Below are 19,092 nucleotides of genomic sequence, written 5' to 3'. Positions count from 1 at the left end.
CGCGGTTCCCCGCGCCCCCTTCTTGGCGCAACGCGGGTAAAACAGGGCAGGGCCCCGGATGTGGATCCGGGGCCCTGTCCTGTGGTGCTCTGCCGACGTCTGAGGCGTTCTACGCGCCCGCCGTCAGTTGTCGTCCTCGTCGATGAGGAAGCCGCGCATCGGGGACGGCGCCTGGCCCATCGGAGAGGGGCCCTGCGGTCGTACCGGTGCCATCGGCTGGGTCATCGCCGGCGTCATCTGCTGCTGGCCGCCGTAGGACGGCGGGGCGGGAGACGGGCCGCCCATGGGCTGGCCGCCGTAGGACGGGGCGCTCGCGCCGGCCGGGGCCATGGAGGGCGCCGGGGACGGCGGGAGGGAGGCAGCGGCGGGAGTACGCGGCGGCGCCAGGGAGTCGTCGGCCTGGGTCTCCAGCTGACGCAGCTGCGACTCCAGGTACGACTTCAGACGCGTGCGGTACTCGCGCTCGAAGCCTCGCAGGTCCTCGACCTTGCGCTCCAGCGTGGCGCGCGCGGACTCCAGGGAGCCCATGGCGACGCGGTGCTTCTCCTGCGCGTCCCGCTCCAGGGCGTCCGCCTTGGCACGGGCGTCACGCTCGAGACCCTCGGCGCGGCTGCGGGCCTCGCCGACGATCTTGTTGGCCTCGGAGCGGGCCTCGGCGATCGCCTGGTCGGCGGTCTGCTGGGCCAGCGAGAGGACTCGGGCGGCGCTGTCGCCACCGGGGCCCTGACCGGGGCCGCCCATCGGACCACCCATGGGGCCGCCCATCGGACCGCCCATGGGGCCGCCCATCGGGCCACCCATCTGCTGCTGCATGGGGGGCTGGCCACCCATCGGACCCTGACCCATGGGGCCCTGGCCCATCGGACCGCCCTGACCCATGGGGCCCTGGCCCATCGGACCCTGGCCCATGGGGCCGCCCTGACCCATGGGGCCCTGGCCCATCGGACCGCCCTGGCCCATCGGACCCTGACCCATCGGGCCGGGACCCTGCGGACCGCCCTGGCCGCTGGGACCGGCCGGCAGCTGCGGGGCACCGCTCGGCAGCTGCGGGGGACCGCCCATGGGGCCACCCATCTGCTGCTGCGGCGGGCCCGATATGCCGGCGGGCACCGGAGCGCCGGGACCTCGCATGCCCTGCGGCGGCATACCACCCTGCTGGGGCATGCCACCCTGCTGCGGCATACCGCCCTGGGGCATGCCGCCCTGCTGGTCCTGCGGCTCCGGGGGCTTGCGCATGTTCTGCTGGTTCTGGGCGGCCGCGCGCGTGGCCGCGGCGAGCTTCGCGCGCAGGTCCTCGTTCTCGCGCAGCAGGCGCGTCAGTTCGGCTTCGACCTCATCGAGGAAGGCATCGACCTCGTCCTCGTCATAGCCTTCTCGGAGGCGGACGGTCGTGAACTGCTTGTTCCGCACGTCCTCGGGGGTCAACGGCATCTCTTCACCTCAACGTAGTCGTCGGCATCGGCAAGACGGTAGGTCACATCGCTCATCACAGCCGACCAACGATCGCGATCAGGATGTAGACGATGATCATCAGTACGAAGAAGGACAGGTCGAGCGCCACGCCCCCGAGACGCAGCGGCGGAATGAACCGCCGCAGAAGCTTGAGCGGTGGATCGGTGACAGTGTAAGTGGCCTCAAGTACGACCACCATCGCCTTGCCGGGCTGCCATGAGCGGGCGAACTGGAACACGTAGTCCATGACCAACCGGAAGATGAGCACGATGAGGAAGCACATCAGCGCGATGTAGATCACATCAAGGAACACGCTCATGGTTCGTGCTTCCCTCTCCCCTGTTCCGTGCTTCGTACCGGTGTCGTGTCTCAGCTCTGGTTGAAGAACCCGCCCTCTGCGATGCGGGCCTTGTCCTCCGCCGTGACATCGACGTTAGCAGGCGACAACAGGAACACCTTCTGCGTCACCCGCTCGATGCTGCCGTGAAGACCAAACACCAAACCGGCCGCAAAGTCGACAAGTCGCTTCGCGTCTGTGTCATCCATCTCAGTCAGATTCATGATCACCGGGGTGCCCTCACGGAAGTGTTCCCCGATGGTACGGGCCTCGTTGTAGGTCCGGGGGTGGAGCGTGGTGATCCGGTAAGGCTCTCGTTCCGACACGACCTTGGGCATGATCACCGGTGCGTTCTTCTCCAGGCTCGCGCGTTCTTGTGTGATGGACGCCACGGGGGCGATACGCGCCGGGCGCCCCGATTCCGCGGGGAGCGAGGCGGAATGCGACACCGGCTCACGCGGCGCGGACGGTTGCACCACTCGTACCGATTCGTCCCTTTGAGGCTGATGCGCCCCATGAGGCTGGTGTGGCGGCTCGTGCCGCCGGTGGTCCCGCTCGGGCTCCGGGTCCAGTTCGGGCTCGAAGTCGTCGTCGGGGTCGAATCCGCGGCCGTCGTACCCATCGTCCTCCACGAGGCCGAGGTAGACCGCCATCTTGCGCATCGCGCCGGCCATGCTCTGAGTCCTCCGCTCTGTGGTGGATCGGTGACGACTGCCAAGTCCCGCGATCCACGTGGCCGTTGCGTCCGTCTTGGGACGCATTGACCATATTTTCTGCTGTGGTCCGACTTCTTGGCGACGTTACCCGAGCCTGGGGCGGACGCCGAGTACCGCAGTGCCGACGCGCACATGTGTCGCCCCGGCGGCCACGGCTTCCTCGAGGTCCGCACTCATCCCTGCGGAGACCATGTTCGCAGCCGGATGGGCTCGGCGCAGGTCGGTCGACAAATCCATCAACCGCTCGAACGCCTCCCGTTGGCGCCCCGCGTACTCCCCGGTGAGCGGAGCGACGGTCATCAGTCCGCCGAGACGCAGCCCCGGCGATCCGGCGACCAGGTCGGCCAACTCTTCGATTCCGCCCGGCGCCACGCCACCGCGCTCACCCCGTCCGCTCGCCCCCGCGTCGAGCGCGACCTGGAGGAGGCACCCCACCTCCCGTCCGGCCCGCACCGCCTCACCGGAGAGGGCCTGGACGAGCTTGGGCCGGTCGACGGACTGCACGAGGTCCGCGTAACCGACCACGGACCGCACCTTATTGGTCTGCAATTGTCCGACAAAATGCCAAGTTAGAGGCAGATCCGCACATGCGGCGGCCTTCGGAGCGGCGTCCTGGTCCCGGTTCTCGGCGACATGGCGCACGCCGAGCTCCGACAGGATCCGTACATCGCCCGCCGGATAGGTCTTGGTGACCACGATCAGGGTCACCTCCTCCCGCCCGCGCCCGGCCGCCGCGCAGGCGGCCGCGATGCGCTCCTCCACTTTCGCCAGGTTCGCGGCGAGTTCGGTCCTACGGTCCGTCATGCCCCATCAGTCCAGCCACACATAGCCGGCGAGCCGCCCGGTGGCGCGGTCGCGGCGGTACGAGAAGTGATCATCCGACTCCAGCGTGCACACCGGCGACTGCGCCCGGTCGAGCACCCCGGCGCGTGCGAGCTGCGCGTGCACACCGGCGCCCACGTCGACCGCGGGAGTGCCCCAGCGGGTCTCGGCGTGCGCCGCCGGCTCGACGGCGGCGACCTCGGCGCGCATCTCCTCCGGGACCTCGTAGCAGCGTCCGCAGACGGCGGGCCCGGTGCGGGCGACGATCCGGGCCGGGTCGGCGCCGAGGGACCTCATGGCGTCGATCGCGGCGGGCACGATCCCCTTCACCATGCCCGGTCGTCCGGCGTGGGCGGCGGCGGCCACCCCGGCCACCGGATCGGCCAGCAGGACGGGTACGCAGTCGGCGGTGAGGACGGCGAGGGCGAGCCCCCTGACGGCGGTCACCAGCCCGTCCACCTCGGGTACGGGCCGGGTCGTCCACGGCCCCTCGACCGCGCACACCTCGTTGCCGTGCACCTGGTTCATCCAGACCACCCGGCCGGGGTCCAGGCCGAGCGCCTCGGCGGCCGCCTTCCGGTTGGTCCGCACCGCGCCCGGGTCGTCACCGACCGCCCCGCCCAGGTTGAGCTCATCGTACGGAGCGGCGCTCACCCCGCCCCACCTGTCGGTGAAGGCGAAGTGCGCGCCGCTCACGGTTTCGCGCTGTCCTATCACGTCAGAAGGATCACTTGAGGAAGTCCGGTACGTCCAGTTCCTCGGCCGCGCTGTCGGCGTAGGAACGCGACGGCGGGACCGGAGGGGCGACCGGGATGTCGGCGACCGGCTCGGGCGCGGGCTCCGGGTCCTCCTTCGGGGTCACGCTGCCGAGCGAGCCGAAGGACGGGCGGGACTCGGGCTGCCGGGCCGGGGCGGGCTCCTCGCGGCGGGCCGAGGCCGAGGACGAGCCCAGCACGTTGTCCCGGCGGGCCGGGGGCTGGCCTCCGTCGAAGCCGGCCGCGATGACCGTGACCCGGACCTCGTCGCCGAGGGCGTCGTCGATGACCGCGCCGAAGATGATGTTGGCCTCGGGGTGGGCGGCCTCGCTGACCAGCTGGGCGGCCTCGTTGATCTCGAAGAGGCCGAGGTCGGATCCGCCGGAGATGGAGAGCAGCACGCCGCGGGCGCCGTCGATGGAGGCCTCCAGGAGCGGCGAGGAGATCGCCATCTCGGCGGCGGCCACCGCGCGGTCGTCGCCGCGGGCCGAGCCGATGCCCATGAGGGCCGAACCGGCCTCGGACATGACGGACTTGACGTCGGCGAAGTCGAGGTTGATCAGGCCGGGCGTGGTGATGAGGTCGGTGATGCCCTGGACACCGGAGAGCAGGACCTGGTCGGCCGACTTGAAGGCGTCGAGGACCGAGACCTGGCGGTCGGAGATGGACAGCAGGCGGTCGTTGGGGATGACGATGAGGGTGTCGACCTCTTCGCGGAGTTCCGCGATGCCGTCCTCGGCCTGGTTGGCGCGGCGCCGGCCCTCGAAAGTGAACGGGCGGGTGACCACGCCGATGGTGAGGGCGCCCAGCGAGCGGGCGATGTTGGCCACGACGGGGGCGCCGCCGGTGCCGGTGCCGCCGCCTTCGCCGGCCGTCACGAAGACCATGTCGGCCCCCTTGAGGACCTCCTCGATCTCCTCCCGGTGGTCCTCGGCGGCCTTGCGGCCGACGGCCGGGTTGGCGCCGGCGCCGAGTCCCCGGGTGAGTTCACGGCCGACGTCGAGCTTGACGTCGGCGTCGCTCATCAACAGCGCCTGTGCGTCGGTGTTGATGGCGATGAACTCGACGCCCTTGAGGCCGACCTCGATCATCCGGTTGATGGCATTGACACCACCGCCGCCGACACCGATGACCTTGATGACTGCGAGGTAGTTCTGCGGTGCTGCCACGTCGAAGGCCTCTCGCCTCGAATTACGTTGCCGTCGCCATGCGATGCCCGCGCGGGACGGCAGATGCCGATTTGGGACGGTCCGTAGCGCCGACCCGAACCCTAACCCTGAAGTTTAGGGTTACCAGTGTGTCTGTTCCCTGGAGTCTTCTGAACAGGACACTAAGTCGACAAGTGGCGCCCGTTCAACGAACACGCCGAACCTCCCGTTTTTCTTTTCACCCTATGTGATCAGCCGTAGCGGTGCCCAACCAGGGTGCTGGCCTGCGCTGATGTGCGTCAACTCGCCGCTGACGCAGGAGCGGTGGGAACACTTACGTCGAAGTACCGCGCCCTGGACGAGGCTTTCAGGAGCGCGGTGAGGGTGCGCGCCTTGGCCGCGCCGTTCTCGGCACTGCCCCACTCGACCGTGCGGCCGCCGGTCAACTCCAGCGTGATGTCGTCGAAGGAACGGACCTTGAGGGTCCGGGTGTCCCGGCGGACGGCGCCCGGAATGTCCCCCGCGACGGCCACCGCCTCCCGCACCAGCCGGTCGGTGCCGAAGCGGCGCAGGCTCGCGGTGGCCGAACCCGACCGGGACAGGCTCAGTTCCAGCGCCGGGGCGCCTTTCGGCGCCTGCGAGACGGTCGCGAAACGGACGCCTTTCTTGTCCACCTCGGTGAACTTCCCGCCTTTTTCGATCAGTAGAACCGGCGTGCGCTCGGTGACTTTCAGCCCGATTCCGCGGGGCCAGGAACGGACGACGTCGACCTCGTCGATCCGGGGCAGTCTCCGGCGCAGCCGGGCCTCGATGCCGTCGGTGTCGACGGAGACCAGCGGGGCCCCGACCGGCACGTCGGCCGCCTCGCGCACCTGCCCGGGGGTCAGAACGGCCGTACCGGAGACGGAGACGTGCCGCACCCGCAGCCACGGGGACCCGTACAGCAGCCAGACGCAACCGGAAACCAGGAGCACAACTCCCAGCACCAGGATGACGATCGTACGAAAGCGGCGATTCCTCCACAGCCGGGCGGGCGGCGGGCCGGACGACTCCTGCTGGCGTTGACCGCGCTCGGCGGTGGTCGGTCCGGCCACGCTGCTCACTTGCCTTTCGTCGTACCGCCTAACGGCCGGCGGCGATCGCCTCGTACACCATCCCGACGAGCAGGTCGTCGGCGTCCCGGCGGCCGAACTCGCTTGCCGCGCGGGACATCTCGTACAACCGGTGCGGATCGGCCAGCACGGGCAGGACGTTGTGCTGCACCCACTCCGGGGTGAGCTCCGCGTCGTCGACCAGCAGACCGCCGCCCGCCTTGACCACCGGCTGGGCGTTCAGCCGCTGTTCGCCGTTGCCGATGGGCAGCGGGACGTAGGCGGCCGGGAGTCCGACGGCGGAGAGCTCGGCGACGGTCATCGCGCCCGCACGGCACAGCATCATGTCGGCCGCGGCGTACGCGAGATCCATCCGGTCCAGGTAACTTACCGGGACATACGGCGGCATCCCCGGCATCTGATGCACCTGCGGCAGTTCGTTCTTCGGACCGACCGCGTGCAGGATCTGGATGCCGGCCTGCTGGAGATAGGGCGCGACCTGCTGGACGACCTCGTTGAGACGGCGGGCGCCCTGGGAGCCGCCGGAGACCAGCAGCGTGGGCAGGTTGGGGTCGAGGCCGAAGCGGTGGCGGCCCTCGGGGCGGGCGGCGGCGCGGTCCAGCAGCGAGATGGAGCGGCGCAGCGGGATGCCGATGTAGCGGGCGTCGCGCAGCTTGCTGTCCGGGGTGGAGACCGCGACCCGGGCCGCGTACCGGGAGCCGATCTTGTTGGCGAGGCCGGGGCGGGCGTTGGCCTCGTGGATCACGATCGGCACACCGAGGCGCTTGGCGGCGAGGTAGCCGGGCAGGGCGACGTACCCGCCGAAGCCGACGACGCAGTCCGCCTTGGTGCGCTCCAGGATCTGCTCGGCCGCCTTGATGGTGCCGCGCAGCCTGCCCGGCACGGTGATCAGTTCAGGGGTGGGCTTGCGGGGCAGCGGCACCGCCGGGATCAGGGCGAGCTCGTAGCCGCGCTCGGGCACCAGCCTCGTCTCCAGGCCGCGCTCCGTGCCCAGGGCCGTGATCCCCACGGTGGGGTCCTGCCTGCGCAGGGCGTCCGCGAGGGCGAGCGCGGGCTCGATGTGGCCGGCGGTCCCCCCACCAGCGAGTACGACATGCACCGAAATTCACCGCTCTCCGGACGAGCGCGCCACCGAGGCGCGCCGTCGCATCGTGTTCCATCTCCGAGGCCCCGCAGGACTCCCGGCCCCCCGCTTTCTACCAAAGCGAGGTTGCCGCCGCGCAAGCGCCGCCCGCGCAGCGGGCTCGTCGCGCGCGAAGGCGATCAGCAGCCCGATGGCGAACATGGTCGGCAGCAGGGCGGAGCCCCCGTAGGAGAACAGCGGGAGGGGGACGCCGGCGATCGGCAGCAGACCGAGCACCGCACCGATGTTGATCACCGCCTGTGCGGTGATCCAGGTGGTCACACCTCCCGCGGCGTACCTCACGAAGGGGTCCTCCGTGCGTCCGGCCACGCGGATACCCGCATAGCCTAGAGCCGCGAAGAGGGCCAGTACCGACAGCGTCCCCGCCAGGCCCAGTTCCTCACCGGTGACGGCGAAGATGAAGTCGGTGTGGGCTTCGGGAAGTTGGCCCCATTTCTCCACACTCGCCCCGAGTCCGGAGCCGAAGAGCCCGCCGGAGGCCAGGGCGTAGATGCCGTGCACCGCCTGCCAGCAGTCGGCGACGCCGGTCTTCGGCTCGGTGGCGCCGATGCAGGCCAGCCGGGCCATCCGGTTGGGGCTGGTCTTGATGAGGATCACACCGAGCACGCCCGCGATCGACAGCACCCCGGCGAACAGCCGGGTCGGCGCCCCCGCCAGCCAGAGCAGGCCGAACAGGATCGCGGTCAGGATGATCGCCGTACCCATGTCGCCGCCGAGCATGATCAGGCCGAGCAGCAGGAAGCTGACCGGGACCAGCGGCACCAGCATGTGCTTCCACTGGGTCAGCAGCCGCTTCTCCTGTTTGCGCGCCATCAGGTCGGCGCCCCACAGCACCAGGGCGAGCTTGCCGAACTCGCTGGGCTGGATCTGGAAGGAGCCGCCCAGGGAGATCCAGTTCTGGTTGCCGTTGACCGACATCCCTATCCCCGGGACCTGCACCAGGGCCATCAGGAAGACCGCGCCGGCCAGGATCGGGTAGGCGAGCGCGCGGTGCAGCTTCACCGGCATGCGGGACGCCACGAACAGCAGCACGCCCCCGATGCAGGCGGCCAGGAACTGTTTGCGGAAGAAGAACGAACCCGGCAGCGACATCTGCAGCGCGGTGATCTGGGAGGCCGAGTAGACCATCACCAGACCCAGCACGATGATCAGCAGGCTGCCGCCGAGGATCAGGTAGTACGCGGTCAGCGGCCGGTCCCAGGCCCGCTGCAGGCGCGTGTGGAGGCGCCGCACCGGATTGTCGCGCGATGCGCGGGGGGCGGCGGGCCCGCGGACCGCTCGCTGCACGGGCGGCCGGCCCGTGCGACTACCGGGCATCAGCGCCTCCGCCGAACGTCGACCGTCCCACGCGTCCCTCCCAAGGTCGCCCGGCTGGCGGCCGGGTCAGGCGCCGAGTTCGCGAACAGCCTGAGCGAACGCGTCACCGCGCTTGTTGTAGTTGGCGAACATGTCCATGGAGGCACAGGCCGGGGCAAGGAGCACCGTGTCTCCGGCGACGGCGAGTCGCCGCGCCTCCCGGACCGCCGCGGACATCGCCCCAGTGTCGGTCCGGTCGAGGTCGACCACGGGTACTTCCGGCGCGTGTCGCGCCAGGGCCTCCCGGATGAGCCCGCGATCGGCGCCGATCAGCACCACACCGCGAAGCCGTTTCGCCGACCTGGCGACCAGTTCGTCGAAGGTCGCGCCCTTCGCCAGACCACCCGCAATCCATACGATCGACTCATATGACGCCAACGAGGCTTCCGCCGCGTGCGTGTTGGTCGCCTTGGAGTCGTCGATGTACGCGACCCCGTCCACGTCGGCCACGTGCGCGATGCGGTGCGCGTCCGGGGTGAAGTTCCGCAGCCCGTCCCGGACGGCCGTGGCGGGCACCCCGAAGGCGCGCGCGAGGGCCGCCGCGGCAAGGGCGTTGGCGATGTTGTGCGGGACGGGCGGGTGGACGTCGGAGACCTCGGCCAGCTCCTGGGCGTTCTGCTGCCGGTTCTCCACGAAGGCGCGGTCGACCAGGATGCCGTCCACGACACCCAGTTGGGACGGACCCGGGGTGCCGAGGGTGAAGCCGACGGCCCGGCAGCCCTCCTCGACGTCGGCCTCGCGGACCAGGCCCTCGGTGAGCTTGTCGGCGACGTTGTAGACGCAGGCGACCCGGTTGCCCTCGTAGATGCGGCCCTTGTCGGCGGCGTACGCCTCCATGGAACCGTGCCAGTCCAGGTGGTCGGGTGCGAGGTTGAGCACGGCCGCCGAGTCGGCGCGCAGCGAGGACGCCCAGTGCAGCTGGTAGCTCGACAGCTCGACGGCGAGGACGTCGTACTCCTCGTCGCCGAGGACCGCGTCGAGCAGGGAGACCCCGATGTTGCCCACGGCGGCCGTACGCAGGCCCGCGGCCGTCAGGATCGACGCCAGCATCTGGACCGTGGAGGTCTTGCCGTTGGTGCCGGTGACGGCCAGCCAGGGCGCCGCGCCGGGGCCGCGCAGCCGCCAGGCGAGCTCGACGTCGCCCCAGATGTCGACACCGGCCGCGCGGGCCGCCTGGAACAGCGGCTTGTCCGGCTTCCAGCCGGGCGCGGTGACGATCAGCTCGGTGCCCTCGGGCAGGGTGGCGCCGTCACCGAGCCGTACCGTGACGCCCAGGGCCTCCAGTTCGGCGGCCTGTTCACGCGCGCGTGCGTCGTCGCCGTCGTTGACGACCGTGACGATCGCCCCGCGCGCGTGCAGCACCCTGGCCGCCGGGACACCGGAGACGCCGAGCCCGGCGACGGTGACGTGCTTGCCCTGCCAGTCGGTCACTTGTCCGCTGCCCATCCCGCGTAGAAGAGGCCGAGTCCGACGATCACGCAGATGCCCTGGATGATCCAGAAGCGGACCACCACAAGGACTTCGGACCAGCCCTTGAGTTCGAAGTGGTGCTGGAGTGGCGCCATCCGGAAGACGCGCCGTCCGGTGAGCCGGAAGGAACCGACCTGGATGACCACCGACATGGTGATGAGGACGAACAGACCGCCCATGATGGCCACGAGCAGCTCGGTGCGGGACAGGATCGCCAGGCCCGTGAGGACACCGCCGAGCGCGAGCGAACCGGTGTCGCCCATGAAGATCTTGGCCGGCGAGGTGTTCCACCACAGGAAGCCGAGGCAGGAGCCCATCAGCGCCGAGGCGATGACCGCGAGGTCCAGCGGATCGCGCACCTCGTAGCAGGCGTTGGGGTTGGTCAGGGTCGTCGCGTTGGCGCAGGACTCCTGGAACTGCCAGACGCCGATGAACGTGTAGGCGCCGAAAACCAGCACCGAGGCGCCGGTGGCCAGACCGTCCAGACCGTCGGTCAGGTTCACGCCGTTCGACATCGCCAGGATCATGAACAGCGCCCAGACCACGAACAGCACCGGGCCGATGGACCAGCCGAAGTCCGTGATGAACGACAGCTTGGTGGAGGCCGGGGTGTTGCCGCGGGCGTCGGCGAACTGCAGCGACAGCACGGCGAAGCCGATGCCGACGATCAGCTGGCCGGCCATCTTGGCCTTGGCCCGCAGGCCCAGCGACCGCCGCTTGACGATCTTGATGTAGTCGTCCAGGAAGCCGACCAGGCCCATCCCGCACATCAGGCCGAGCACCAGCACGCCCGAGTAGGTCGGGGCGTAGCCGGTGATCACCTTGGACAGGAAGTAGGCGGCGACCGTCGACAGGATGAAGGCGATACCGCCCATCGTCGGCGTACCGCGCTTGCTGGCGTGCTCGCGCGGGCCGTCGTCACGGATGTACTGGCCGTAGCCCTTGCGCGCGAGGAGCTTGATCAGCAGCGGAGTGCCGATCAGCGTCAGGAAGAGACCGATGACGCCCGAGAACAGGATCTGCTTCATCATCGGGCATCAACACCCTCGGCACCGCTCTGGAGGAGCGCCTGGGCAACGCTCTCCAGCCCCACCGACCGTGACGCCTTCACGAGGACGACGTCCCCCGGGCGCAACTCGCTGCGCAACAGGTCGACCGCCGCCTGTGCGTCGGACACGTGCACCGACTCCTCACCCCACGAACCCTCGTTATATGCGCCCAGTTGCAGCCAGGAGGCTTCTACGCCCCCGACCGCGACGAGCTTGCCGACATTGAGCCGGACGGCGAGCCGTCCGACCGCGTCGTGCTCGGCGAGCGCCTCGTCCCCGAGCTCGGCCATCTTGCCGAGCACCGCCCACGTGCGTCCCCCCTTTGCCTGTGCGGCTGTGCCCATGGCCGCGAGCGCGCGCAGCGCGGCTCGCATGGACTCGGGGTTGGCGTTGTAGGCGTCGTTGACGATGGTCACGCCGTCCGGGCGCTCGGTGACCTCCATACGCCAGCGGGAGAGGGAGCCCGCCTCTGAGAGCGCGGTGGCGATCTCTTGCGCGGACATGCCCAGCTCATGGGCGACGGCGGCCGCGGCGAGCGCGTTCGACACGTGGTGCTCACCGTACAGGCGCATGGTCACATCGCTTGCACCGGAGGGTGTGTGAAGGCTGAACACGGGCTGTCCCGTGTCCGTGAGTCGTACGTTCTCGGCGCGTACGTCCGCTTCGGCCGTCTCTCCGAAAAGGACCACCTTCGCCTTGGTACGGGAGGCCATGGCCCGTACCAGCGGGTCGTCCGCGTTGAGGATCGCGACGCCGCCGTCGTCGCCCGAGGGCAGCGCCTCGACCAGCTCGCCCTTCGCCTGGGCGATCTGCTCCCGGCCGCCGAACTCGCCGATGTGGGCGGTGCCGACGTTCAGCACGAGGCCGATCCGCGGGGGCGTCAGATCCGTCAGGTAGCGGATGTGGCCGATGCCGCGGGCACCCATCTCCAGCACGAGGAACTTCGTCTCCTCGGTGGCGGACAGGGCGGTCAGCGGCAGGCCGATCTCGTTGTTGAACGAGCCCGGCGTGAACACGGTCGGCGCCTTGGTGCGCAGCACCTGGGCGATCAGGTCCTTGGTGCTGGTCTTGCCGGCCGAGCCGGTGAGGGCCACCAGGGTCGCGCCGAGCCGTCGTACGACGTGGCGGGCGAGGGCGCCGAGCGCGGTCTGGACGTCGTCCACGACGATCGCGGGCACGCCGACGGGGCGCGACGCCAGAACGGCGACCGCGCCCTGTGCGACGACCTGGGCGGCGAAGTCGTGGCCGTCCACGCGCTCGCCCACGAAGGCGGCGAACAGGCTGCCGGGGCCCGCCTCGCGGGAGTCCCGGACCACCTCTGCGGTGACCTGGACGGACGGATCCGGTATGTCATGCGTCTGCCCGCCGACGACTTCTGCGATCTCGGCGAGGGAGAGGGCGATCACAAGTTCATCCCTGGGTCTTCTGGATAGCTTCGCGAAGCACCTGGCGGTCGTCGAAGGGACGGACCACGCCGGCGATGTCCTGGCCCTGCTCGTGGCCCTTGCCCGCGACCAGCACGGTGTCGCCGGGGTGGGCGCGGGCGACGGCCGCGGCGATCGCGGCGGCCCGCTCCTCGAAGAGGAGCACCTCGCCGCGCTCGTGGGCGGGCACCGTGGCGGCGCCTTCCAGCATGGCCGCGAGGATGGCCAGCGGGTCCTCGGAGCGGGGGTTGTCGGAGGTGAGTACGGCCGTGTCGGCGAGCCGGGCGGCGGCGGCGCCCATCGGGGCGCGCTTGGTCGTGTCGCGGTCGCCGCCGCAGCCGAGGACGATGTGCAGGCGGCCCTTGGTGACCTTGCGCAGGGCCTTGAGGACCGACTCGACGGCGTCCGTCTTGTGCGCGTAGTCGACGACCGCGAGGTAGGCCTGCCCGGCGTCCACCCGCTCCAGGCGGCCCGGGACCCCCGGAACGGCGGCGACGCCGTCCGCGGCGGTCTGCGGGTCGAGGCCCGCGGCGGCCAGGGCGACGATCGCGGCGAGGGTGTTGGCCACGTTGAACGGGCCCGGCAGCGGCGACTTGGCGGTGACGCGGACGCCCTCGGGGCCGAGGACGGTGAACGTCGAGTCCATCGGGCCGATGTGGACGTCCGCGGCGCGCCAGTCGGCGTCGGGGTGGCCCTCGGCCGAGTAGGTGACGACCGGGACGCCGGCCTCGCGGGCGAGCCTGCGGCCGTACTCGTCGTCGACGTTGACCACGCCCCGTCTGCTGCGTCTCGGGGTGAAGAGCTGCGCTTTGGCCCGGTAGTAGTCCTCCATGTCGGAGTGGAACTCCATGTGTTCCGGGCTGAGGTTGGTGAAGACGGCGATGTCGAAGACGCAGCCGTCGACCCGGCCGAGGACCAGGGCGTGGCTGGAGACCTCCATGGCGACCGCCTCGACGCCGCGCTCGCGCATGACGGCGAACAGGGCCTGGAGGTCGGTGGCCTCGGGGGTGGTGCGCTCCGACTTGATGCGCTCGTCGCCGATGCGCATCTCGACGGTGCCGATGAGCCCGGTGTTGCGGGTGCTCCGCAGACCGCCCTCGACCAGGTAGGCGGTGGTGGTCTTGCCGGAGGTGCCGGTGATGCCGATCTGGAGCAGGTCGCGGCCGGGGTGGCCGTAGATGGTGGCCGCGAGTTCACCCATCCGCGCGCGCGGGTCGTCCACGACCAGGACCGGCAGGCCGGTGGCGGCGGCGCGTTCGGCGCCCGCCGGGTCGGTCAGTACGACGGCCGCGCCGAGGCCGGCGGCCTGGGCCACGAAGTCGGCGCCGTGCAGCCGGGCGCCCGGCAGGGCGGCGTACACGTCACCGGGACGGACCGCGCGCGAGTCATGGGTGATGCCCGTGACCGCCACGGCGTCCGCCGCGGTGTCCGGGACGGCGGCGCCCAGCTGATCGGCGAGCTCCGCGAGGGGTGTGGCGGAGACCTGAACCGGCCTGGGCGGCCCCGGATATGTCACGGAAGCGCCCTTCTGAGTGGTTTGGGACTGATCAGCGTGTGGCACGGCGGTGAGCGTACCGGGCCCACCCGCTCCGGAGCGAAGCGAGGGCTCGGGGGCCCGGTGGTTCCCGGGATCGGGGGTGATCGTTGTCACGGGCTCGTTCCTGGTGGTCTTTCCGAACAGCTTTCCGAGCAGCTTTCCGTGCGGCTGAGGCGCTGATCAGGGCTTGTAGTCGACGGGCAGGTTCGCGGCCTTGGCGCCGGTCGGCGGGACCTGCAGGGTCTTGAGGGCGAACTCCATCACCTGCTTGTAGATCGGGCCGCAGATCTGGCCGCCGAAGTAGCTGCCGGCGGTGGCGTTCTGGATGGCGCAGTAGACGGTGATGCGGGGCTGGTCCGCGGGGGCGAACCCGGCGAACGAGGAGGTGTAGCCGCGGTACCGGCCGGTGGCCGGATCCACTCGGTTGGCTGTGCCGGTCTTACCCGCGACGTTGTAGCCGGGAATGGCCGCCTTGGCGCCGGTGCCCTGTTCGTCGTCCACGACGGACTCCAGCATCTCGGCGAGTGTCCGTGCGGTCTTCGCGCTGACCACCCGGGTCTTCTTGGGCTGGGCGGCCGGGGTGAAGCGGCCGTCGGCACCCTTGGAGCCGCGCACCAGGGTCGGCTGCACCCGGACTCCGCCGTTGGCGATGGTCGAGTAGACGGAGGCCGCCTGCATGGCGTTGATGGAGAAACCCTGGCCGAAAGGGATCGTGTACTGCTGCGAGGTGGACCACTTGGCCGGGGCGGCCAGGATGCCCCGGGTCTCGCCGGGGAAGCCGAGTCCGGTGTAGCCGCCGATGCCGAACTTGCGCAGGTACGAGTAGAGGACCTGGTTGGCCCGCTCCTGGGTCCTGCCGAGCTGGCCGGTGGCCAGGATGGTGCCGATGTTGCTGGACTTGGCGAGCACGCCGTTGAGCGTGAGGTGCCAGGTGGCGTGGTCCATGTCGTCCTTGAAGAGCCGGTCGCCCCGGTGCAGCCGGTTGGGCACCACCACATGGGTGAGCGGGGTGGCGGCGTTCTCCTGGAGGACGGCCGCCATGGACATCACCTTGGCGGTGGAACCGGGCTCGTAGGCGTCCTGGAGGGCCGCGTTGCCCATCGCGGCGGCGTCGGCCGTCGAGAGGTCGTTCGGGTCGAAGCCCGGCGAGTTGGCCATCGCCAGGATCTGCCCGGTCCTGGTGTCCTGGACGACCACGTAACCGCGGTCCGCCCTGGACTTCCTGACCTGCTCCGAGATGGCGTTCTGGGCGGCCCACTGGATGTCCCGGTCGATGGTCAGCTCGACGTCCGCGCCGGGCACGGCGGGGGTCTCCGTGGAACCCGCGGTGGGCACCTCGCGGCCCCCGGACTGGGCGTAGCGGATCTTGCCGTCCTTGCCGGTCAGCTCCTTGTCGAGCTGCTGCTCGATGCCGCCGCCGCCCTTGCCGTCGGCGTTGACCCAGCCCAGTATTCCGGCGGCCAGGTCGCCGTTCGGGTACACGCGCTGGCTGCTGGGGTCGGCGAAGACGCCGGCGAGCACGTTGGCGGTGCCGCCGCCGGTCCCGGCCTTGTTGGTCAGCGCGGTCTTCAGGTCCTTGATCTGCTTCCAGACCTGCGGGGTCTGCCGGGCGGCGAGCCGGACGTAGCGCAGCTCCCTGTTCTGCGGCCGCAGCAGCTTGACGAGATCGGCCTGGTCCTTGCCGAGGATCGGGGCGAGCAGCGCGGCCGCCTGCTCGGGGCCGTCGTTCACCTTGAGCTGCTTGGCGGTGAACATCGTGGGGTCGGCGGTGATGTCGTACGCGTCCTCGCTGATGGCCAGCGCCACGCCGTTGCGGTCGGTGATCCCGCCGCGGTCGGCGGCCAGGGTGTGCACGACGTACCGGTTCTGCTCGGCCCTCGCGGCGTACGCGTCGGCCTCGACGGCCTGCACCTGCAGCAGGCGCCCGACGAAGATCAGCAGGACCAGGGTCAGGGCGAAGCCGACCATGCGGAGCCGGGGCCGGGGGCTGCCGAGCCGCAGGGGGCGCTGGGCCGGGGGCCGCGGCCCGCCCGGGCGGCGGGCGGGACGCGCACCGGGGCCGGGCCCCTGCCGGACCGCGCCCCGGGGTTCCCGGGGGCGGGGCGGCCGGGCGGGGCCTGGCACGCGGCGGCGCGGCGCCTGCCTCTCTCCAGAAGTGTCTGGCACGTCCGTCACCTGCCGGGGGTCGGAGTCGGGGTCGTCGCGGGCGTGAGGGCCGGCGTCGGGGTCGGCGTGGTGACCGGCGTGGACGCCGGTGCGGTCACCGGGGCGGAGACGGTGGTTGTCACGGCGCCGTCGGACGGCGTGCCGATGACCTCGGGGGCGGGCGGGTGGCCGGCCCCCCGGAGCGCGGTGGTGCCGGGGACGCCCTTGACGGTGCCGTCCGGGCCGAGGAAGGCCGGGTCGCCGCCGGGGACCATGCCGAGTTCACGGGCCCGGCGCTGCAGGGCGTCGGGGGCGGAGTAGGCGTCGATGTCCCGCTGCAGGGCCTGTTCCTCGTCGGTGAGGCTCTTGGTCCGCTTCTGCAGGTCGTCGAGTTTGAACGAGCCCTCGCTGAGCGCGGAGTTCAGCACCAGCAGGGCGATCAGGCCGCCGCCGAGCAGGAGGACGACCAGCAGGACGAACGGGGTGCGGGCGGCCTGGTTGGCCCGGCCGACCGGAAGGAGCCGGGCGAGCCGGGCGGCCCGCCCTCTCAGCTCGGGTTTCCTACTCACGTGTCCTCCGGTGGGTCCGGAGACCCAGGGTGCTCACGCCGCTCATTCAACGGACTCCCTGATGCGTTGGGCCCCTCGAAGACGCGCGGGCGCGGCCCGGCGGTTCTCGGCGACCTCTTCCTCGGTGGGAAGTTCGGCACCGCGGGTGAGCAGCTTGAGCCGGGGCTGGTACTGCTCGGGCACGACCGGCAGTCCGGGGGGCGCGGTGGTGGCGGCACCGGCCGCGAACACCTGCTTGACGAGGCGGTCCTCGAGCGAGTGGTACGACAGCACGGCGATCCGGCCGCCGACCGCCAGAGCCTGCACCGCGGCCGGGATCGCCCTTTCCAGGACGGCCAGTTCACCGTTGACCTCGATGCGCAGCGCCTGGAAGGTGCGCTTGGCCGGGTTGCCGCCGGTGCGCTTGGCGGCCTGCGGCAGGGCGTCCCGGATCAGCTCGACGAGCCGGGCGCTGTTGCTGAACGGCTCCCTCTCGCGCTCCCGGACGATCGCCGAGACGATCCGCTTGGCCTGCTTCTCCTCGCCGTACGCGAACAGGAGGCGCACCAGGTCACCGGCCGGGTAGGTGTTGAGGACCTCGGCGGCGCTGATGCCCGTGGTCTGGTCCATGCGCATGTCGAGGGGGGCGTCCTGGGCGTAGGCGAAGCCTCGGTCCGCCTCGTCGAGCTGCATGGAGGAGACACCCAGGTCGAACAGCACGCCCTGCACGCGCGCGATGCCGAGGCGTTCGAGGACGCCGGGCAGCTCGTCGTAGACGGCGTGCACCAGGGTGGCGCGGTCGCCGAAGGGGGCGAGGCGCTCACCCGACAGGCGCAGTGCCTCCTTGTCGCGGTCCAGGGCGACCAGACGGACCCCGGGAAAGCGCGTCAGCAGCGCCTCGCTGTGGCCGCCGAGGCCGAGGGTGCAGTCGACGACCACGCCGCCCGGCGCCTCCAGGGCGGGTGCCAGCAGGTCCAGGCACCGCTGGAGCATCACCGGGACGTGCCGGCTCTCACCCTCCGGTCGCCCGCCACCGCCCTTGTTCGGAAGCGCTTCGCGCCCTTGCATTCTTGGGGGCCTCTCAGGTCCGCGCGGGAGATACGCACCGCCGGGTCCCCGCCCGCTCGGTACGCGCGCCGCGCACGTGGGGAGACGGTCCGGGCGCAGTGCCGGGGTCTCCAGGGGATTTCACCAGCGGGGAGGGCCTCGCCTCCCGCTTCGCGTCACTTTAGTCCACCGTGTCGCCCGGTCAATCAACCGGCCTGCACGGCGCGTACGGCTCGGCGACGAGCGCCGGGATTGCCGTCGAATCACCCGTACGGCCCCGCTTTGCCCTCCCTGTGGGTTAGCTCACAACAAGCCGCGATGACGTTCTTTGTTCCCTCTCACAGCAGGCCCTGACCGCCCGTGACCAGTACCGTCGTCTCTATGACGACTTCCGCAGCAGCTCCCACTGGATCCGAAGGCGCCATAACCGATGGCGGCACCGTGACGGACCGCCTGGTCGACGCCAACCGTACGTACGCGGCCGCCTTCACGGACCCCGGCATGGACGCCCGGCCGGTACTGCACGTGGCCGTGGTGTCGTGTATGGACGCCCGTATCGACCTGCACAAGGCGCTCGGCCTGCAGCTCGGCGACTGCCACACGATCCGCAACGCCGGCGGTGTGGTCACCGACGACGTGATCCGCTCCCTGACCATCAGCCAGCGCAAGCTCGGCACCCGCAGCGTGGTCCTCATCCACCACACCGGCTGCGGTCTGGAGTCCCTCACCGAGGACTTCCGCTCCGAGCTCGAGATGGAGGTCGGCCAGCGTCCGGCCTGGGCGGTGGAGTCCTTCCGGGACGTGGACCAGGACGTACGGCAGTCCATGCAGCGGGTGCGCACCTCGCCCTTCCTGCTGCACACGGACGACGTGCGCGGCTTCGTCTTCGACGTGCGCAGCGGCCTGCTCCGCGAGGTCGACCCCGACTGAGCCCCCGGCTCCGACGGGCCGCCCGCCTCGAAAACCGCCGCCGTACCCTGTCAGGACGCTGTCGAATACACGACCGAAAGGCCGTAGGACCGACATAGTG

17 protein-coding genes are annotated in these 19,092 nt (G+C 70.8%); 1 reads left to right on the top strand and 16 read right to left on the bottom strand.

Features of this window, described 5'->3' with window-relative positions; genetic code table 11:
• Nucleotides 1-123: 123 nt before the first annotated feature.
• The 16 genes from ACFY3I_RS13470 to rsmH form a co-directional block, all read right to left on the bottom strand.
• The gene (locus ACFY3I_RS13470; RefSeq protein ID WP_390860662.1) at nt 124-1,431 is read right to left on the bottom strand and encodes a DivIVA domain-containing protein; all 1,308 of its coding nucleotides are present in this window, start codon (nt 1,429-1,431) and stop codon (nt 124-126) included.
• 55 nt (nt 1,432-1,486) lie between these two features.
• Entirely contained in the window at nt 1,487-1,771 is a 285-nt protein-coding gene (locus tag ACFY3I_RS13465) for a YggT family protein (protein WP_046729537.1), read from the bottom strand.
• 50 nt (nt 1,772-1,821) lie between these two features.
• On the bottom strand, nt 1,822-2,463 hold the full coding sequence (locus tag ACFY3I_RS13460) for a cell division protein SepF (protein WP_365283096.1): 642 nt from the start codon (nt 2,461-2,463) through the stop codon (nt 1,822-1,824).
• 126 nt (nt 2,464-2,589) lie between these two features.
• Nucleotides 2,590-3,309 (bottom strand): YggS family pyridoxal phosphate-dependent enzyme, encoded by a 720-nt coding sequence (locus ACFY3I_RS13455; protein WP_390860661.1) that lies wholly within the window; start codon nt 3,307-3,309, stop codon nt 2,590-2,592.
• Between the two features lie 6 nt (nt 3,310-3,315).
• Entirely contained in the window at nt 3,316-4,044 is a 729-nt protein-coding gene (gene pgeF, locus ACFY3I_RS13450; protein ID WP_390860660.1) for a peptidoglycan editing factor PgeF, read from the bottom strand.
• A 10-nt stretch (nt 4,045-4,054) separates the two neighbouring features.
• Entirely contained in the window at nt 4,055-5,251 is a 1,197-nt protein-coding gene (gene ftsZ, locus ACFY3I_RS13445) for a cell division protein FtsZ (RefSeq protein ID WP_133028267.1), read from the bottom strand.
• Between the two features lie 278 nt (nt 5,252-5,529).
• On the bottom strand, nt 5,530-6,324 hold the full coding sequence (locus ACFY3I_RS13440; protein ID WP_390860894.1) for a cell division protein FtsQ/DivIB: 795 nt from the start codon (nt 6,322-6,324) through the stop codon (nt 5,530-5,532).
• A gap of 28 nt (nt 6,325-6,352) precedes the next feature.
• Complete coding sequence (murG, locus tag ACFY3I_RS13435) at nt 6,353-7,441, bottom strand: undecaprenyldiphospho-muramoylpentapeptide beta-N-acetylglucosaminyltransferase (protein ID WP_365283089.1); 1,089 nt, start codon at nt 7,439-7,441, stop codon at nt 6,353-6,355.
• Between the two features lie 6 nt (nt 7,442-7,447).
• Entirely contained in the window at nt 7,448-8,803 is a 1,356-nt protein-coding gene (gene ftsW / locus ACFY3I_RS13430) for a putative lipid II flippase FtsW (protein WP_390860659.1), read from the bottom strand.
• Nucleotides 8,804-8,869: 66 nt separating this feature from the next.
• A complete protein-coding gene (murD, locus tag ACFY3I_RS13425; protein ID WP_390860658.1) occupies nt 8,870-10,288 on the bottom strand; it encodes a UDP-N-acetylmuramoyl-L-alanine--D-glutamate ligase in 1,419 nt (472 codons plus the stop codon).
• Complete coding sequence (gene mraY, locus ACFY3I_RS13420) at nt 10,270-11,340, bottom strand: phospho-N-acetylmuramoyl-pentapeptide-transferase (protein WP_365283690.1); 1,071 nt, start codon at nt 11,338-11,340, stop codon at nt 10,270-10,272. The genes murD and mraY overlap by 19 nt, the downstream gene beginning before the upstream one ends.
• Entirely contained in the window at nt 11,340-12,767 is a 1,428-nt protein-coding gene (murF, locus tag ACFY3I_RS13415) for a UDP-N-acetylmuramoyl-tripeptide--D-alanyl-D-alanine ligase (protein ID WP_390860657.1), read from the bottom strand. The genes mraY and murF overlap by 1 nt, the downstream gene beginning before the upstream one ends.
• A 4-nt stretch (nt 12,768-12,771) precedes the next feature.
• On the bottom strand, nt 12,772-14,436 hold the full coding sequence (locus ACFY3I_RS13410; protein WP_390860656.1) for a UDP-N-acetylmuramoyl-L-alanyl-D-glutamate--2,6-diaminopimelate ligase: 1,665 nt from the start codon (nt 14,434-14,436) through the stop codon (nt 12,772-12,774).
• 66 nt (nt 14,437-14,502) lie between these two features.
• On the bottom strand, nt 14,503-16,290 hold the full coding sequence (locus ACFY3I_RS13405; protein WP_390860655.1) for a peptidoglycan D,D-transpeptidase FtsI family protein: 1,788 nt from the start codon (nt 16,288-16,290) through the stop codon (nt 14,503-14,505).
• Between the two features lie 203 nt (nt 16,291-16,493).
• Entirely contained in the window at nt 16,494-17,036 is a 543-nt protein-coding gene (locus tag ACFY3I_RS13400; RefSeq protein ID WP_390860654.1) for a septum formation initiator family protein, read from the bottom strand.
• Between the two features lie 42 nt (nt 17,037-17,078).
• Entirely contained in the window at nt 17,079-18,083 is a 1,005-nt protein-coding gene (gene rsmH, locus ACFY3I_RS13395; RefSeq protein ID WP_390860653.1) for a 16S rRNA (cytosine(1402)-N(4))-methyltransferase RsmH, read from the bottom strand.
• A gap of 360 nt (nt 18,084-18,443) precedes the next feature.
• On the opposite strand from rsmH, the gene ACFY3I_RS13390 reads away from it, so the two are divergent.
• A complete protein-coding gene (locus ACFY3I_RS13390) occupies nt 18,444-18,992 on the top strand; it encodes a beta-class carbonic anhydrase (protein WP_390860652.1) in 549 nt (182 codons plus the stop codon).
• The last annotated feature ends 100 nt before the right edge of the window (nt 18,993-19,092 follow it).

Origin of the sequence: Streptomyces sp. NPDC001068, from assembly GCF_042897315.1 — a bacterium.
GTDB lineage: Bacteria > Actinomycetota > Actinomycetes > Streptomycetales > Streptomycetaceae > Streptomyces.
Note: the sequence above shows the minus strand (reverse complement) of the source record. Positions and strands in the feature narration are given on the sequence as shown.

Bases quoted from the DNA above. Each gene is read 5' to 3' on its own strand.
- ACFY3I_RS13390 (WP_390860652.1), top strand. From the start codon at position 18,444: ATGACGACTTCCGCAGCAGCTCCCACTGGATCCGAAGGCGCCATAACC.
- ACFY3I_RS13465 (WP_046729537.1), bottom strand. From the start codon at position 1,771: ATGAGCGTGTTCCTTGATGTGATCTACATCGCGCTGATGTGCTTCCTC.
- mraY (WP_365283690.1), bottom strand. From the start codon at position 11,340: ATGAAGCAGATCCTGTTCTCGGGCGTCATCGGTCTCTTCCTGACGCTG.
- ACFY3I_RS13455 (WP_390860661.1), bottom strand. From the start codon at position 3,309: ATGACGGACCGTAGGACCGAACTCGCCGCGAACCTGGCGAAAGTGGAG.
- ACFY3I_RS13470 (WP_390860662.1), bottom strand. From the start codon at position 1,431: ATGCCGTTGACCCCCGAGGACGTGCGGAACAAGCAGTTCACGACCGTC.
- murD (WP_390860658.1), bottom strand. From the start codon at position 10,288: ATGGGCAGCGGACAAGTGACCGACTGGCAGGGCAAGCACGTCACCGTC.
- ACFY3I_RS13405 (WP_390860655.1), bottom strand. From the start codon at position 16,290: ATGGTCGGCTTCGCCCTGACCCTGGTCCTGCTGATCTTCGTCGGGCGC.
- ACFY3I_RS13460 (WP_365283096.1), bottom strand. From the start codon at position 2,463: ATGGCCGGCGCGATGCGCAAGATGGCGGTCTACCTCGGCCTCGTGGAG.
- ftsW (WP_390860659.1), bottom strand. From the start codon at position 8,803: ATGCCCGGTAGTCGCACGGGCCGGCCGCCCGTGCAGCGAGCGGTCCGC.
- rsmH (WP_390860653.1), bottom strand. From the start codon at position 18,083: ATGCAAGGGCGCGAAGCGCTTCCGAACAAGGGCGGTGGCGGGCGACCG.